Source organism: Micromonospora sp. CNZ322 (assembly GCF_007827755.1).
This window is the reverse complement of the sequence record NZ_VITD01000005.1, coordinates 413,640-428,786: the sequence shown is the minus strand read 5'-3', so window position 1 is coordinate 428,786 and position 15,147 is coordinate 413,640. Positions and strand designations below refer to the sequence as shown.

The 15,147-nt window shown below is 68.7% G+C and carries 15 protein-coding genes and 1 pseudogene; 7 read left to right on the top strand and 9 right to left on the bottom strand.

Annotated elements, in window-relative coordinates; translation table 11 throughout:
* Position 1: 1 nt before the first annotated feature.
* Positions 2-976 (bottom strand): ABC transporter substrate-binding protein, encoded by a 975-nt coding sequence (locus tag FB453_RS15855; RefSeq protein WP_145791002.1) that lies wholly within the window; start codon positions 974-976, stop codon positions 2-4.
* Between the two features lie 237 nt (positions 977-1,213).
* On the opposite strand from FB453_RS15855, the gene FB453_RS15850 reads away from it, so the two are divergent.
* The 3 genes from FB453_RS15850 to FB453_RS15840 are packed head-to-tail and all read left to right on the top strand — an operon-like array spanning position 1,214 to position 3,410.
* Complete coding sequence (locus tag FB453_RS15850) at positions 1,214-2,452, top strand: flavin-dependent oxidoreductase (protein ID WP_145790999.1); 1,239 nt, start codon at positions 1,214-1,216, stop codon at positions 2,450-2,452.
* Positions 2,449-2,916, top strand: coding sequence for a MarR family transcriptional regulator (locus FB453_RS15845; protein ID WP_222431355.1), 468 nt, complete (start codon positions 2,449-2,451; stop codon positions 2,914-2,916). The genes FB453_RS15850 and FB453_RS15845 overlap by 4 nt, the downstream gene beginning before the upstream one ends.
* Positions 2,913-3,410, top strand: a complete 498-nt coding sequence (locus FB453_RS15840) for a DUF3237 family protein (RefSeq protein WP_145790997.1) — start codon at positions 2,913-2,915, stop codon at positions 3,408-3,410. The genes FB453_RS15845 and FB453_RS15840 overlap by 4 nt, the downstream gene beginning before the upstream one ends.
* Here the strand turns inward: FB453_RS15840 and FB453_RS34900 are convergent.
* Positions 3,403-3,633 carry an AMP-binding enzyme gene (locus tag FB453_RS34900; RefSeq protein WP_486480293.1) on the bottom strand — a complete coding sequence of 77 codons (231 nt, stop codon included), beginning with the start codon at positions 3,631-3,633 and terminating at the stop codon, positions 3,403-3,405. The two genes, FB453_RS15840 and FB453_RS34900, sit on opposite strands and share 8 nt — an antisense overlap.
* Before the next feature lie 125 nt (positions 3,634-3,758).
* On the opposite strand from FB453_RS34900, the gene FB453_RS15830 reads away from it, so the two are divergent.
* Positions 3,759-5,186, top strand: coding sequence for a CHAT domain-containing protein (locus FB453_RS15830; protein WP_486480286.1), 1,428 nt, complete (start codon positions 3,759-3,761; stop codon positions 5,184-5,186).
* A gap of 243 nt (positions 5,187-5,429) precedes the next feature.
* Positions 5,430-5,752: pseudogene (locus tag FB453_RS34895) on the top strand (integrase core domain-containing protein); the annotation flags it as partial.
* Between the two features lies 1 nt (position 5,753).
* On the opposite strand, the gene FB453_RS15825 reads toward FB453_RS34895, so the two are convergent.
* The 3 genes from FB453_RS15825 to FB453_RS15815 all read right to left on the bottom strand — a co-directional run bounded on the left by FB453_RS15825 (position 5,754) and on the right by FB453_RS15815 (position 9,139).
* Positions 5,754-6,707, bottom strand: coding sequence for a D-2-hydroxyacid dehydrogenase family protein (locus tag FB453_RS15825; RefSeq protein ID WP_145790989.1), 954 nt, complete (start codon positions 6,705-6,707; stop codon positions 5,754-5,756).
* Between the two features lie 390 nt (positions 6,708-7,097).
* Positions 7,098-8,075, bottom strand: coding sequence for an aldo/keto reductase (locus tag FB453_RS15820; protein WP_112584366.1), 978 nt, complete (start codon positions 8,073-8,075; stop codon positions 7,098-7,100).
* A 170-nt stretch (positions 8,076-8,245) separates the two neighbouring features.
* Positions 8,246-9,139, bottom strand: coding sequence for an MBL fold metallo-hydrolase (locus tag FB453_RS15815; RefSeq protein WP_145790986.1), 894 nt, complete (start codon positions 9,137-9,139; stop codon positions 8,246-8,248).
* 110 nt (positions 9,140-9,249) lie between these two features.
* Between FB453_RS15815 and FB453_RS15810 the strand changes: the two genes are divergently transcribed.
* Positions 9,250-9,675 (top strand): MarR family transcriptional regulator, encoded by a 426-nt coding sequence (locus FB453_RS15810; protein WP_145790984.1) that lies wholly within the window; start codon positions 9,250-9,252, stop codon positions 9,673-9,675.
* A gap of 295 nt (positions 9,676-9,970) precedes the next feature.
* Here FB453_RS15810 and FB453_RS15805 read toward each other — a convergent pair whose 3' ends face one another.
* The 3 genes from FB453_RS15805 to lepB all read right to left on the bottom strand — a co-directional run bounded on the left by FB453_RS15805 (position 9,971) and on the right by lepB (position 12,548).
* Complete coding sequence (locus tag FB453_RS15805) at positions 9,971-10,759, bottom strand: SDR family oxidoreductase (protein WP_145790982.1); 789 nt, start codon at positions 10,757-10,759, stop codon at positions 9,971-9,973.
* 56 nt (positions 10,760-10,815) lie between these two features.
* The gene (locus tag FB453_RS15800) at positions 10,816-11,391 is read right to left on the bottom strand and encodes a TetR/AcrR family transcriptional regulator (protein WP_145790979.1); all 576 of its coding nucleotides are present in this window, start codon (positions 11,389-11,391) and stop codon (positions 10,816-10,818) included.
* Between the two features lie 635 nt (positions 11,392-12,026).
* Positions 12,027-12,548 carry a signal peptidase I gene (lepB, locus tag FB453_RS15795; RefSeq protein WP_186718306.1) on the bottom strand — a complete coding sequence of 174 codons (522 nt, stop codon included), beginning with the start codon at positions 12,546-12,548 and terminating at the stop codon, positions 12,027-12,029.
* Positions 12,549-12,880: 332 nt separating this feature from the next.
* On the opposite strand from lepB, the gene FB453_RS15790 reads away from it, so the two are divergent.
* Complete coding sequence (locus FB453_RS15790) at positions 12,881-13,900, top strand: carboxypeptidase-like regulatory domain-containing protein (RefSeq protein ID WP_486480285.1); 1,020 nt, start codon at positions 12,881-12,883, stop codon at positions 13,898-13,900.
* A gap of 151 nt (positions 13,901-14,051) precedes the next feature.
* Here the strand turns inward: FB453_RS15790 and FB453_RS15785 are convergent, their stop codons facing one another.
* A complete protein-coding gene (locus FB453_RS15785) occupies positions 14,052-14,552 on the bottom strand; it encodes a DUF1877 family protein (RefSeq protein WP_145790973.1) in 501 nt (166 codons plus the stop codon).
* Positions 14,553-15,147: the final 595 nt, after the last annotated feature.

Here is a 15,147-nt window from a genome sequence, read left to right as displayed (position 1 = left end):
GCTACTGCTGCTGGACGAGACGGTCGAAGTCGGGCTGCCGGTCGAGTACGCGGTACTTCTGAGCGAGCGTCGCCAGTCGCTTCAGGCCGGCCCGGTCGATTTTCCACCCGAACGCCGGGAGCCGGACGGAGTCCGCTACCGCATCCGGCAATCCGAGGTTGTCCTTGATGGCCTGCCGCAGGCCGGCTTGGTTGGCCGGTTCGTTGGCCCAGGTGAGCGTCTTCTTCATCGCCGACGAGAAGTCCGCCACCAGCGTGGCGTCGGAGTCCTTCAGCTTGCTCGACGTGATCGTGGTCAGGGTGGTGAGTCCGGGAACGGTGGCCTGGTATGGAGCGACCACGAGAACGTCACCGCGTTTGCGCATCTGGGTAATGAACGGCTCGGTCACCCAGGCGGCGTCGATGTTGCCGGCGGCGAGCTGGGCCGGTGCGTCCGGGAAGGCCACCTCGACGAACTTGACCTCGGTGGGATCGCCGCCGTCCTTCTCGACCGATGCCATGATCGTGACATCGCCGGCGGCGCCCAGGCTGTTCACCGACACCTTGCGTCCGGCGAGCTGGGCCGGCCGGGTGATACCGGACTTCGCGGACGCCACCACGGCGTTGATGTCGTCGCCGTCGGCGTAGGACGACGCGTAGTTCCCGATGATCACCACGCCGAGGTTCTGCAGATCGGCGCGGAACGGGCCGAACGGCTGGCCGATGGCGAAGTCGACGTCGCCGTTGATCATGGCCGGGATGGCCTGGGCGCCGCCCTGTGCGGGCACCACCTCCACGTCGAGCCCCTGCTCCCGGAAGATGCCCGCCTTGATGCCGCCCCACAGCGCGGCGGTCTCGCTGATCGGCAGCGCCGCCACGCGGACCTTCCGCAGGTCGCCGCTCGCCCCGGGGGACGGATCGGTGGCATCGGAATCCGTGCAGCCGGTCAGGGCGATCACGACGCCGGCGAGAACAGCGAGGGCAGTGACCTTCTTCATAGACGGGCCCTTCCGTGCGCAGCGCTTGTGCAGCCTGAGGAGTGGGGTCGACGGAGTGCCGAAAGCATCCGACCGCGTCGATCAGCGTCATGCAGAAGCGATTGATTGTCAAGAATTCCCAAAGGGTTAATCGCATAGCGGTGCGAGTGGTCCGATGGCGATGAGAAACGTCTTGACGGCCGACGGTTTTGTGACCAAACTGTGCGGTTGGTGGCGCGGGGCGGAGAGGGCGACGACGTGGCAATCGTGATCGTGGGCGCTGGTATCGGTGGCCTCACCACCGCGCTTAGCCTGCACCGGGCCGGCTTCCGTGAGATCACCGTCTACGAGCGCGCCGCCGCGCTGCGCCCACTCGGCGTCGGAATCAATCTACTCCCGCACGCCGTCCGTGAGCTGACCGAATTGGGTCTTGGGGAACGCATGGAAAGGCTGGGCGCCGCACCCGGCACGCTTGCCTACTGCAACCGTTACGGTCAGCAGATCTGGAGCGAGCCACGCGGACTGGACGCCGGATATCGCTGGCCGCAGCTTTCTGTGCACCGCGGCCGGTTCCAGATGGAACTGCTCGCCGTGGTGCGGGAACGGCTGGGCGCCGACGCGGTGCGCACCGGGCACCGGCTCGTCGGCGTCCGCGACGGCGTCGCGCACTTCGAGACGGCGGCGGGGGAGGTGAGCGTCGCTGGCGACCTGATCGTCGGAGCGGACGGCATCCACTCCGCGCTGCGCCGCCACCATCGGCCCGGCGAGGGGGCGCCACTGTGGAACGGGCTGACACTGTGGCGGGGAACGGCACGGGCACCCGGATTCCTGGACGGGCGAACCATGATCATGGCCGGGGACGCGGAACAGAAGTTCGTGGCGTACCCGATCGGCGCCGGCCTGATCAACGTCGTCGCGGAGCGGCGCGGGCCTGGTTTCGCCGGGCCCAATGCGGACTGGAACCGGACGGTCGATCCCGCGCCGGTCGTCTCGCTCTTCGCGGACTGGCGTTTCGCGTGGCTCAACGTGCCGGAACTGCTGGCCGCCGCCAACGAGATCCTCGAATACCCCATGGTGGACCGCGATCCGATCGACACGTGGACCCACGGCAACACCACGCTGCTCGGCGACGCGGCCCACCCGATGTATCCGAACGGTTCCAACGGGGCGTCGCAGGCGATCCTGGACGCACGTACCCTCGCCTTCCACCTCGCCACCGCGCCGACGGTCCGGGCGGCGCTCGACGCCTACGAGGCGGACCGGCGGCCCGCGACCACCGCGCTCGTGCTGAGCAACCGGCGGCAGGGCCCGGAACAGGTGATGGTGCTCGCCCACGAGCGCGCGCCGGACGGGTTCACGCACATCCACGACGTCATCCCGCCGGAGGAGCTCACCGCTATCGCCACCGGCTACAAGAAGGCGGCCGGTTTCCTACCCGCCGACCTCAACGAACGGGCCTCCCTGACGCCGACGGCCTTCCCGGGCGTCCTGCCGTGACCGGCCCGGAGCCGACCGAACTGGACGCGGCGCGACTGGCGTCGGTGATCTCACCGCTGCGCCGCACGCTGCTCGCCGCAGCCCGGACCGCCGAGCACCTGCCGGAGATCCCGGACGCGCAGATCGAGATCGTGCGGGCCCTGCCCCGGGGCACCGTGGCCGGCCCCGGTGAGCTGGCCGAGCGGCTACGCCTGAGCCGATCCACGGTCAGCAACCTGCTCACCGCGATGGAGGGCAACGGTCTCGTCGAGCGTCGCCCCCGTCCCGGCAACCACCGCCGCGTCGACGTCCTCGCCACAGCGAAGGCCCTCGACCTGTTCGACCGCTTCGACCTCGCGAGCGGAGACCTGGTCGCCCGCGCCGCGGCGACCCTGCCGGCGGCGGACCGCGCGGCCCTCGCCGCCGCGGTGCCCGCGCTGGAACGCCTCCGCGACGCCCTCGCGCACGCCAAGGACACTCCATGAGTACGCGCCGAGCCGCCGGTCAGGACGCCGTGACTGCCCCGCCGGTTCCCGGGCTGGAGGCCGCGTTCGAGGTGGAGGTGCGGCTGGGCGCGCTGGAGGACCACGGGATGACCCGTGCCGGTCACCGTCGCGTGGTACCTGTTGTCGGCGGCCGGGTCACCGGTCTCTTCGAGGCCGACATCTTGCCCGGCGGCGCCGACTGGCAGGTGGTCCGCCCCGACGGCGCGATCGAGATCGACACGCGCTACTCGGCGCGTACCGCCGACGGCGGTCACGTCTACCTGCGTACGTTCGGCGTCCGCAGCGGCCGCGCGGAGGTCCTCGAGGCGTTGCTGCGCGGCGACGCCGTCGACCCGTCCGAGTACTACTTCCGCCTGGGCGTACGACTGGAGACGTCGATGCCCGCGCTGGCCGTCCTGGAGCAGTCCGTCTTCGTGGCGTCGGCGATCCGCGAGGCCGACCGGGTGCGCTACACCGCCTACCGCGTCACGTAGCTGTTCTCGCCCAGGGCTGCGACAGGGCGCGCTTGTCGGGCTTACCGCTGGGAGCCACTGGCACCCGGTCGATCGACTGGATGGTCCGGGGGACCGACGGTTCCCCCAGCGTCTGCGCCACCACCGCACGCAGCCGCTCGGCATCAGGCACGCGACCGGCGGCAGGCACCACGTACGCGTGCACCGCCTCCCCGGTGACGTCGTCCGGACGCGAGCGATTGATGTGCTGCGGGCTCGCGGCGGTGCCTTCGCTGGTCCGGGAGACACCGGACGCCCCAGCACCAGTACGCCGAGGAGGCTGGATACTGGCTGGCCCGGACCGGGCGGTACCGGGAGGCGGTTCTCGCGTTGGAGACCGGGTGGGCCGTCGGCCTGACCGAGGTGATCGGGCGGGACAATGCGGTGGTATTCGATCGGCTGCGTGCTGCCGGTCGGGCGGACCTTGCCGACGAGTACCGACGTGCGATCGAGGATTTCGATGAGCAGGAACGTCACCCATCCGCCGGACTTCGTGGGTCCTGGGCGTACCTCCGTGATGTCGCCCGGCGAATCGCCGCGGTGACCGGCGCGGACCCGTTGGCGATCGCGGTGAACTACGACGACATCATCGCCGCGACCGGCGACGGCGCCCTGGTATACCTCGGTGCGGCAAAGGCGGGTGGGTACGCGCTCGTGGTGGCCGCGCGGCACGATCCGCAGTATGTCGACCTGCCCAAGCTCGATCGGGCGAGTGTCGCCGGACTCGTCGCCAAGGTGCTGCCAGAAACCGAGGCGGCGACCGGCCTCCGTAGCTTTGCGATCGTGAATGGGAAGCCTGCGGGGGCGCGCGACCTTTCAGCGTTCGGGCAGACGACAACCAGTCCGATGACCGAGGCCCTCCATACGTTGTGGAACGACGGTGTCCGCGACGTTGTCCTTCTCAGTGCGCGAGGTCGGATCGTGACACTCGTGCCGGTCGGTCTGCTCAACCTGCTGCCGCTTCACGCCGCCGGTGAGCCGAGCACGCCTAGTGAGGAGCCCGCCGGGCGGCGCCACATCGGACAATTCTCCGCGATTCGGTACGCACCTAACGCTCGCGCCCTCCGGCGCTGCCGGGACACGGCAAAGGAACTCGCCGTACGAAAGCAGAGTCTGCTTGCCATCGATGTGCCGGACGGACACCGGATCGACCCTCGTGGTCACTTGCGGTACGTCGCCCGGGAGACCATCGAGATCGTGCGCCGCTGGACGGGGCAGCCCACGTCGCCGAGCCACGCCTGCACCTGGGAGGAGTTCCGCAGTGCGGCCAACGAGCACACCGTCTGGCACCTCGCTTGCCACGGCTCGGCCGAACCCGGCTCGATCCTCGACAGCCGGCTGTACTTCGCCGACCGTCAGGTCACGCTGGAGGAACTGCGTCGCGCCCTAGCAACGGGCCGACGCCGCCTGGCGGTGCTCTCCGCCTGCCAGACCAATGTCAGCGGTATCGCCTTACCGAACGAGGTGGTCGGGCTGCCGTCGGCCCTGATCCAGCTCGGATTCGCCGGGGTGATCGCGACAGCGTGGGCAGTCGACGATCTGGCCACCACCTATCTCATGACGGCGTTCTATCACCTGTGGTGTCGGGAGGAGAACGAGCCTGCCGTTGCGCTGAATCGCGCCCAACAGTGGCTCCGCACTGCTAACCAGGCCGACTTGACCGCGCTCCTACCCGACATCGAGCCACCAGGTGCACCGGGTGATTGTCCCTACACGGATTCGGAACACTGGGCGGCCTTCGCGTACACCGGTGCCTGACCGAGTTCCCGCCGACCGTGCCTTGCTGCGAACTCTCCCACGAGATCGACGGGCAGGCGGATCGTCAGGAGTCGGTCCGTGCTGTCAGCGCTTGTGCTGATCTTGACGAAGCCCATGTCGGGGGTCGACGAGGTCGTGTTGTCGCTGTATGCCAAGGGTTTGACCACCGGCGAGTTCTCGGCGCAACGTGCCGAGATTTACGGAGGATGCTGGCACAGATCTCTGACCGCAGCCTGACCCCCGCACGGCTCGGCCTGCAAGTCGCATGCCTGGCGCGACGCCTGCACCGGACTGGGAACTACGCCGAAGAAGACCCGCCCTACCGGCCACAGCCCAACGGCAAGGTCGAGCGATTCCACCGCACCTGACCGATGGCTGGGCCATCGCCCCGGCTCGACAGCTGCGAACAAGCCCGCAGGAAGGCCTTGCCGGCTTTCCTGCATCACTACAACCACCACCGACCCCACACCGTCATCAGCGGCCTACCACCCATCACCAGGTTGACCAACCTGCCTGGGCAGCAATCCAGGCTGCTGCCCTTCCGGGCCAGGACCAGGGTCGAGTGAGTCAGGTCAGCACCCGGATCGGGCTGCCGTCGAGAAAGGCGCCGATGTCGTCCACGGCGTCACGGAAGAACGTCGCGTAGTTCAGCTCGCTGACATAGCCGAGGTGCGGCGTGGCCAGCACGTTCGGCAGCGTACGGAACTCATGGCCAGCGGGCAGCGGCTCCTCGTCGAACACGTCCAGCCCGGCTCCCGCGATCCGCCCTTCGCGCAGCGTGGATGCCAGGGCGGACTGGTCGACGATCGCCGCCCGCGAGGTGTTGACCAGGTAGGCGGTGGGCTTCATCAGCGCGAGTTCCCGTGCGCCGACAAGCCCGCGCGTCCGGTCGCCGAGCACGAGGTGAACGGAGACGACGTCGGACCCGGCGAGCAGGGCATCCAGGCCGGGGGCCAGCCGCGCGCCGCCCTCCTCGGCCCGCTGGCGCGTCAGGTTCTGGCTCCAGGCCAGCACGTCCATGCCGAACGCTCGCCCGACCGCCGCCACCTGGGACCCGATCCTGCCCAGGCCGAGCAGCCCGAGTGTGCGTCCGTGCAGGTCGGTGCCGACGGTGTGCTGCCAGGGACCGCCGGCGCGCAGCGCGGTCGCCTCGGGCACCAGGTGGCGGGCCAGGCCGAGGATCAGCGCCCACGTCAGCTCGACCGTCGAGGTCCAGCCGCCGCCGGTGCCGCACACCGTGACGCCGTGCGTCCGCGCCGCCCCCAGGTCGATGGCGGCGTTGGCCATGCCGGTGGTGACGAGCAGCCGCAGGTGGGGCAGCCGGTCGAACAGCTCGGCGGGGAACGGCGTGCGCTCCCTCATGGCGACCACGATGTCGCAGTCGTGGATGGCCGCCACCAGATCGTCGGTGTTCGTGAAGTGCTTCCGGAAGCTGGTGGCCCGGACCCGGGACCAGTCCGCCAGGCCGAGTGCCGCGTCCTGGTAGTCGTCCAGCACGGCGCAGCGAAGATCATTTAACATGACAAATAATCCGCCTTCCATCTGAAGAAGTGCTCAATTGCGGAGCTGCCGAGCGTCGGAGGACGTCCCAACTCATCTTCGGTGCCCTGACCGACGCAAGCCGGCATGCCATGCCTGCGCGGCTGAGCCACGGTCGGCCACTGTCGGAATGCTGGCTCAGCCAGTGGGGTCAGCATGCCAACCGTCTCTCCGCATCTGAAGGTCCCCCGAGGTCGCCGGGCTTGTGGTGCGCAGCGTGCAGGCGCAAGGGCGCATCTGCACGCTGCGCACCGAACCACTCGACGAGGTGTTCGCCGGGCTCGACCCACTAAGAAACGTTCTCGGTCCGATCTCCTGGGGTCGGTGCCGCCCGTGCACAAGCGGCAAGGGCGCTCACAGCCGGGGCTGGGGTCAACGCTCCAACAGGCGCATGGCGGCTTCGTCGTGGGTGTCGCCGACAGCGGGAGGGAGGTTGTCGAGCTTCTCGATCTGTTCGGCGGTCAGTTCCACGGCGTCAGCGGCGGTGTTCTCCTCGACGCGTGCCACGCGCTTGGTGCCGGGGATGGGGGCGATGTCGTCGCCCCGGGTCAGCAACCAGGCCAGTGCGATCTGCGCCGGGGTGGTACCCGCTTCGGCGGCAACGGCTTGGACCTCGTCTGCGAGACGCAGATTGCGCTGGAGGTTCTCGCCGGTGAAGCGCGGGTTGTTCTTACGCAGGTCCGTCTCGTCGAAGCCGCTGGTCGAGCGGATCTGGCCGGTGAGGAATCCGCGTCCCAGGGGCGAGTACGGCACGAAGCCGATGTTCAGCTCGCGCAGCAGGGGCAGCACCTGTGCCTCCGGGTGCCGGGTCCACAGGGAGTATTCCGACTGGACGGCAGCGATGGGATGGACGGCATGGGCGCGGCGGATCGTCTCCGGTCCGGCCTCGGACAGGCCGATGTGGCGGATCTTGCCCTCAGCGATCAGTTCGGCCAGCGCCCCGATGGTGTCCTCGATGGGCGTGGTCGGGTCGACCCGGTGCTGGTAGTACAGGTCGATGTAGTCGGTGCCCAGCCGCTTGAGCGACCCTTCGACGGCGGTGCGGATGTTGGCCGGGCTGCTGTCGAGTTGCCCTGCCCCGCCGCCCGCATGCGAGATCATGCCGAACTTTGTCGCCACTACGGCCTGGTCCCGGCGGCCCTTGAGCGCTTTGCCGAGGAGTTCCTCGTTGATGTACGGGCCGTAGACCTCGGCGGTGTCGAGGAGAGTGACGCCCAGTTCCAGGGCCCGGTGGATGGTGCGTACCGACTCGGCGTCGTCCGTGCCGGCTCCGGTGTAGGCGTAAGACATCGATACCAAGCCCAGACCGATGCGGGAGACGTCCAGGTCCCCCAGCTTGATGTGCTTCATGACAGTTCTCCGTTCCTCTAGCGATTCGTACGACTTGCCGCGCACGGCGATGAGCGGCGGAGCCGCTCATCGCCGGCACTGTTGCCGATCACTCCCGCTGGTCAGGGTGAGCGTGGCGGCGGTGATGGTGGGTTAATGGCGGCCGACGGCGATGGTGGTCGGCGGGACGGTCAGGCGACCGGGACCCAGGTGAACCGGCCGTCGGGGCGACGTTCGGCGCGTCCGAAGACCACGTCGGCGAAGTGGTTGCCGTAGCCGATGGTGTCGGGGCGGCTCAGCTCTTCGACCAGGTGGCGGCGGTGCTCGGCGGCTTCGGCGGGGTCGTGGTCGATCCCGCAGCCCCATTCGGGGTGGGTGACCTGGACCGGCGCATGCATTGCGTCGCCGAACGCGATGAGCCGCCGGTCGCCGCCGGTGATGATGTACGTGACGTGGCCGACGGTGTGTCCGATCGAGAACGAGGCCCGCACGCCGGGGAAGATCTCCTCGCCGTCCTCGACGGTACGAACACGGGGTGCGAAGGCGGCCACACGTTCCTCGGTTGCCCCGCCCTCGGCGGCCAGGTCGCGCCGCTCCCACTCGGGTGCCGCGATGAAGTGGGTGGCGTGTGCGAACGGCGGTGCATCGGTGCCAGGCTCGGCGCTCCAGGCCCAGCCCAGGTGGTCGAGGTGCAGATGGGTGATGGCGACGGCCTCGATCTGGCGCGGCTCGCGGCCCAGCCGCCGCAGGCCGTCCAGCAGCTCACCGCCGTGGATGCTCCCCAGCATCGGGTTGGTCGGGTCGTCGGGGTGGGACTCCGGTCCGAACCCGGTGTCGATGAGCAGCGCCCGGTCACCCCGCTCGACCAGCAGTCCGCCAATGGCTGCGGGCAGGAAGCCGCCGTCGTCGAGATGATCGCGGTTGGCCGTCCAGTCCGCGTCGGTGGCGGCGGGCAGCCAGCCGCGCGGCTTGCACAGGGCCAGCCCGTCCGGAACGTAGGTGATCTTCAGTTCACCCAGGCTGAGCGAACGGACGCGCGGTGCGCTGGTCAGTCGTATGCGGTCGAAATCTGTTGTGGTGCCCATATGGGTCCTACCTCGTGCTCGGAGAGGTGCCACCTGGCAGCGGCACGGGAAACAAGTTACAGCTAGAACTACTTCAGCTGCAACTATGTCAGCTGTAGTAAGCTTGTGACGTGTCCACCGAGCGCGAGTCCCCAGGCCAAAGCGACCGCCAGCTGTGCGGGCTGGTCAAAGACCTGGCCAATCAGATCGAAGCCCACCTTCGGGCCCGGACAGCCGCCCTCGGTCTGACCACCTCACAGGGCAACCTGCTGCGCGAGCTGACCCACCCCCTGACCCTGCGTGAACTCGCCGAACGGATGAGCTGCGAGCCCTCCAACATCACCTTCATCGCCGATCGCCTCGAAGAGCAGGGCTATCTCGAACGCCACCCACACCCCGACGATCGCCGCGCCAAGCAGCTCGTTCTCACCCCCAAGGGCACCGAACTCCGCGAACGCCTCCTCAAGTTGCTCTCCGAAGACAGCCCCCTGGCCCCGCTGGCTCCCGAAGAGCAGGACGCCCTGAAGCATCTCCTCAGCCGCGCCCTCATCCGCTGACCCGCCACCGCGGCGTGCAGAGCCCGCAGACTCGTCGGCACCCCAGCTCGCCGATGAGGCAACGTGCCACCGAAATCCGCCGCACCCGCGCGTCTGGACGTTCGTGCCGCCGGAGCCCTTCTTGGAGATCACAGTCGGGGCCTCGCTCATCGAGCTGCCCCGCCTTTCTTGTGGCGGTGGACACGCCAGCATTCAGCGGCTGACCCTGTCGGCCGGGCGGCTGGCACAGCACTGACCGTCGGAGCGCCGGCCGGGTCAGTGAGAGACCCGGCCGGCCCACGGTGAGCATTCGTGGTCAGAGGGTCTTGACCTGGCCGCCATCGAGGATGAACTCGGCGCCGGTTGTGTTGGAGGAGCGGGCGGAGGCAAGGAACAGCACCAGGTCGGCGACCTCGCGGGCCTCGGTGATCCGGCCGGTGCTGATCGCCATGCTCTGTGGCACGACCTCGTCAAGCGCCTGCTGGGTGCTGACACCCGCGCTGGCGGCGACGGCGTGCGCGAAGCCGTCCGGGCCGGTCCAGAACGGGGTCCGCACCGGGCCGGGCGAGACGGCGTTGACCCGTACGCCACGCGGCGCGAACTCCTCCGACAGGGTCTTGGTCAGGTTGGACATCGCCGCCTTGGCTGCGGAATAGTCGACCACCATCGGGAACGGCAGGCGAGCGTTGATGCTGCTGATGTTGACGACCGCTCCGCCGTTGCCCAGCAGGGCTGGCAGGGCTGCCCTGCTGGTGCGCACGGCGCTGAAGAAGGTCACGTCGAACACTCGCGCCCACTCGGCGTCGTCGACGTCGAGGAATCCTGACCGGGCACTGCCGGCGCCAACGTTGTTGACAAGGACATCCAGACGCCCGTACGCCGACAGTGCGGTGTCGACGAGCCGCTGCGGAGTAGCCGCGTCGGTGATGTCGGCCAGTACCACGGTGGCACCACGCGTGGCCAGGGCGTCGAGCTCTGGCGTACTCGCACGGCTGCTCGCCACCACGTGCGCACCCTCGTCGAGCAACGCCGCCACGGTGGTCAGACCGATGCCCTTGCTCGCGCCGGTGACGATGGCAACCTTGCCCTGCAGTTCGAGATCCACTAACACTCACTCCCACAATTGTTGACTGATCAGTTCCTAATTCGGGCAGCAAAAAGTCAGTCGAGGGCGCCCAGGGCGACCTCCACGGCATTGTTGAGGAACGCCCGATCCGCGCGGGCCTTGCCCATCACCCGCAGGCCCTGCAGAAACGTGGTCAGAAACTGGGCCAACTCCTGCGGTTGCTTGTCCGCCGCAATCTCCCCGCGGACCCGCGCCCGCTCCAACGCCCCGGCCAGGGCCGACTCGACCTGACCCATCGTGCGCGAGACCTGCAGCACCGTGTCCGGATGCGCCGAGCGTTCCGTGGCCGCGTTGACCAGCAGGCAGCCCCGCTCCGGGTCGGCCAGGTCAGCCTCCATCAGTTCCAGGAGCACCGCCCGGATCGCCGGGCGCACCTGCTCCGCCCGGTCCAACACCTCGGTCAGCCCTACCGCATGGCGCTGGCAGTAACGGCGGAGCGCCAGCGCATAGAGCTGCTCCTTGGACCCGAACGCCTTGTACAGACTGCCCCGGGCGATTCCGAGGCTCTCCACGAGATCCTCGGTCGAGGTCGCCTCGAATCCCTGACGCCAGAACAACTCCATCGCGCGGTCCACCGCCGTGTCGATGTCGAACGTCCTTGGCCTGCCCATGCGACAACCTTAGAAGTAGGAGACTGATCAGTCCACAACTGTGGGAGGCGTCATACGGACGGGGTCACCAGCACGCTGGGTTGTCTAGGTCGTAGCGCGCCGGCCCGGACCAGTCGAGTTGGCGATCCAGGCTCACGGCGTGGCGGAAAGCCCCTGTAGGTCGTCAAGCCGGTCGGCGACGACGTAGGGCCGCTGGTCGGCGTGGCGGGACCACGCCGGTGTGGGTGCCACCCCATGATCGACCAGCCTCCTCAGGCTGTTCCTGGGCGACAGCACCGACCCACGGCAGTCGACATCGCGGCAGGGGACGGGGAAACGTCGCTGTGTCGGACCGTCCGGTCTGCGATCGACCGCCGGAGCTGCCAGCGCCTGTCCAGCGGAGGTGCCCGGACGGACAGCCTGGCATGGGAAGTGCTTGACGATCCGCAGTACGAGCCCGCTAACGGAGAAGATCCCAACCTGCGGATGAGGCGGCAGTGCGCGGAATGGCAGGGCGACCGGGTGGGGCCTATTGCTACGAGTGGTGCCGAGGGTTGAGAGGCCCCAGTACTGGACGACGTACCCTCTGCCGCCGTCCGGGCGCTTGGCGTCAGCCACCTCGGTACGTCCGTGGCAAGTGTCAGGTGCGCCCCGGGTCAGCCGACCATTACGGCGAAGACCGACGACACCGGCAGCGGCCCGGCACACCGGGAGTCGTTCGACCGGGCGCGGCTGTCGCCCATCAGGAAGACGGAGTCGGCCGGCACGGTAACCGCGGCGAACCGCCGCGGGCCGCAGAAGCCTGCGTTCGGCGGCTCGTCGAGCGACGCGTCCTCAGCCACATACGGCTCGGCCAGCGGCTTACCGTCGACCGTCACCTTGCCCGCGGTATCGCAGCAGGCGATGGTTTCGCCGCCAACCGCGACGACGCGTTTGAGTAGCGGCACCTTGCGGTCACCCCAGAGGCCGCCGGGGGAACGAATCAGGACGACATCGCCCCGTCGTGCCTCGTACATCCCGGTTACTGTCCGTGCGGTGACGACCTGGCGGGCCTTGACCGTCGGCTCCATACTGACGCCGCCCTGGGTGAACTGTTCGGTGGCTCCCGTCTCGGTCGCATTATCGTCGCCGCAGCCGGCAACAGCCATCAGGAGAACGAGCACTATCAGTCTGCGCATCCGGCGGATCCTGCCAGAAGCGGCGGTGCCGTGCGGTCCGTCGGGCGCGGCGCTACCCAGCACAGCACGGGCGAGGCTCCTGGTCGCGGCGCGAGGTCCCCTGTGAGAGGCCGGGTAGGGGCCCGCGAGTCGCAACCCATCCCGACAGTGCATAGTGTCCTGCGGTGTCATCGGGCGATGTCGCCTGCCCGAGGAGAGGGTGGTAGGAAGTGACGACGCGTTCACCTGCCCGATGGGCCCGGGTCGCCGCATTGATCGCGCTGACCGGGGGGACGCTCGCGGTGTCCGCGACACCCGTGGCGGGCGCCCCGGCACCCATCAGCATCCGGAGCGTGTCAGCGGAGAACGTGAAGCCCGGCGACAAGGTTCGCGTTCAGTTCCGCGTCACGAACAACGGGAGCAGGGCCGAAACGGCCATCGTGGTGGTCAGTGGCGGCCTGCAATGCACCACCGGCTGCCGGGTGGAGCCGAACCTCAAATCCGGCCAGAGCCAGGACTTTCAAGCCACCGTCGTCGCGCCCCAGGTGAACGCGGGCGAGATCTCCGGTCGCAACATCTCGGTCGCCGTACGGCTCGGCGGGCAGAACAGCTTCGACTACAAGATGGTCTACATTTACGGCCCGGGCACATCGCTACCCGGCGCGGGCGCGCCGCAACCCGGCGCGGACAAGCCGTCGTCCGAGGTGGACGGGGTGTCCGGCCAGGTCCGTGACACCAGCGGCAAGGGGATCGGCGGCGTGGCCCTGACCATCCGGGACAGCGCCGGGCACGAATACCGTACGACGAGCGACCAGAGCGGCCGGTTCTCGATCAAGTCGGGTGCCGGTAAGACGATCGCCGAGGGCCGGATCACGATCGTCGCAGCCCTGGACGGCTATCGCACCACCCGCACGACCGTACAGGGCCCCGCCGGTGACATCGCGAGCGTGCGGCTGACCTTGGCCGCCGTGGCCGCGCCCGCCAAGACCCCGCCCTCGCCCACCGCATCGGCAACAGCTGACGGGGCTCCCGAGCCGGAGACCAGCGTAGTCGCGGCGGCACCCCCCGCCCTCGAACCGGTCAGCAACGAGGGCAGCGGTTCCCTGCCGTACATCCTGGGCGGCCTGCTGGTCGCCGCCGGCCTGGGCGCACTGGCCCTGCTGGTGAACCGCCGCCGGAACACGCCGGACAAGCCGGTTCCGCACGTGGCGACTCAGCTGACAGCGCCGGCCGGAGTGGGCATGAGCGACGCACCGACCGCGGTGCTGCACACGACGCCGCCGGCCGACGGGATCCCCGGCCCGTACAGCGGGCCCCCGCAGGGCGGCATCCAGCAGCTCAGCCACGACCCGTACGGCGGACCGGCCCGCTAACTGAGTGGCTACGCCTGTCGGGTCTCAGGACCTGCGTGACCGATCAGTCTCGGGACGTGGGTGACACGTCCGGCTAGACGATCTTGTCTTGAGGGTAGCCAGGTGCATGTCGAGCGGCTAGTTGTTCTGGGGCCGGATTGCCCGACGGCGTCTAATACCAAAAGGCTTTGATCACCGCGTGTCCGGCGTGCGCGGCCCGCGCGTAGAAGGTGCGTAAGTCGTTGTGGTAGCCGAGGAAGATGTTCCTGGCCGCGTTCTCGTCCTCCCAGCCGATGTATGGCTTGGAGAGTTTTGCCCCGGCGATCTGCCAGCGTTCGTGGAAGGAGACGGTGCGGAGGAAATCTGCCGCTTCCCGCGTCGCGGCGGAATCGAGGACGACAAACGGCCGTTCGTCCCTCGCCGGGGTGCGGTAGATCTGGCGGCCGCCGAAGATCGGCAGAGTGCTGGCGGCATTCGTGGCGTCACCCTGGTCCGTGCCCATTGTGTAGAGCTCGTCGACGTGGCCGAAATCCTTCTCGATGGAATCGGCGATGCCAGCCGAGTACTCCTCCGGGTGCGCCTCCCAGGCAGCCCACATGAAGTCCTCCAGCGACGAGAAGTCCTCTGGGATTTCGTTGGAGGCCATGGCCCGCAGGTGCATGTGAAAGCTCACGGGGCTGCTACTCCTTGCGCTGGACGGGCGGGCGGGGCAACTGCTCTGTCCGCTGCTCGTCGTGGGGGCTCTGGTTTACGGGCTTTGAATCTAGCGATGGCCTTGGTGGTGGACTGAGCGACCTCGGTGATCAGCTGATCGGCGTCGTAGACGCAGAAGGTGGTGCCAGCGGCTTCGACGGCGAGGGTTGTTCCGGCGTGGGCGATGCCGACGTGGACGCGTTGACCGGGTGTTGCCGGCCGGCGAGGCCGATCAGGCCGGTGGCGTTGACCAGGCGGTTGACCTCGATCGGGGCGCCGGCCTGGACGGGTCCGGTGGTGATCGGTGGTGGCCCGGCGGGTTGACCGTCGTCGGCGGGGAGCTGTTCCGGCAGCCGGCACCCTGACTAGGAAACGGCGACCTGGGCGCTTGGGCTGGGAGCGCGCCGCACGGCGGCGGAGCCGCTCATGCCAGTGTTGGAGTTGGCGCCAGCACTTGATGACGCAGGTGAGAGTGAGGAAGGCTTCGAGAGCGTCCGCTCGCGGTTCCCGACAGCACACCTTTCGGAGTGGGAGCATCGAACTGAGCCGCTCGCAGGGTGTGTCATGTATTTGCT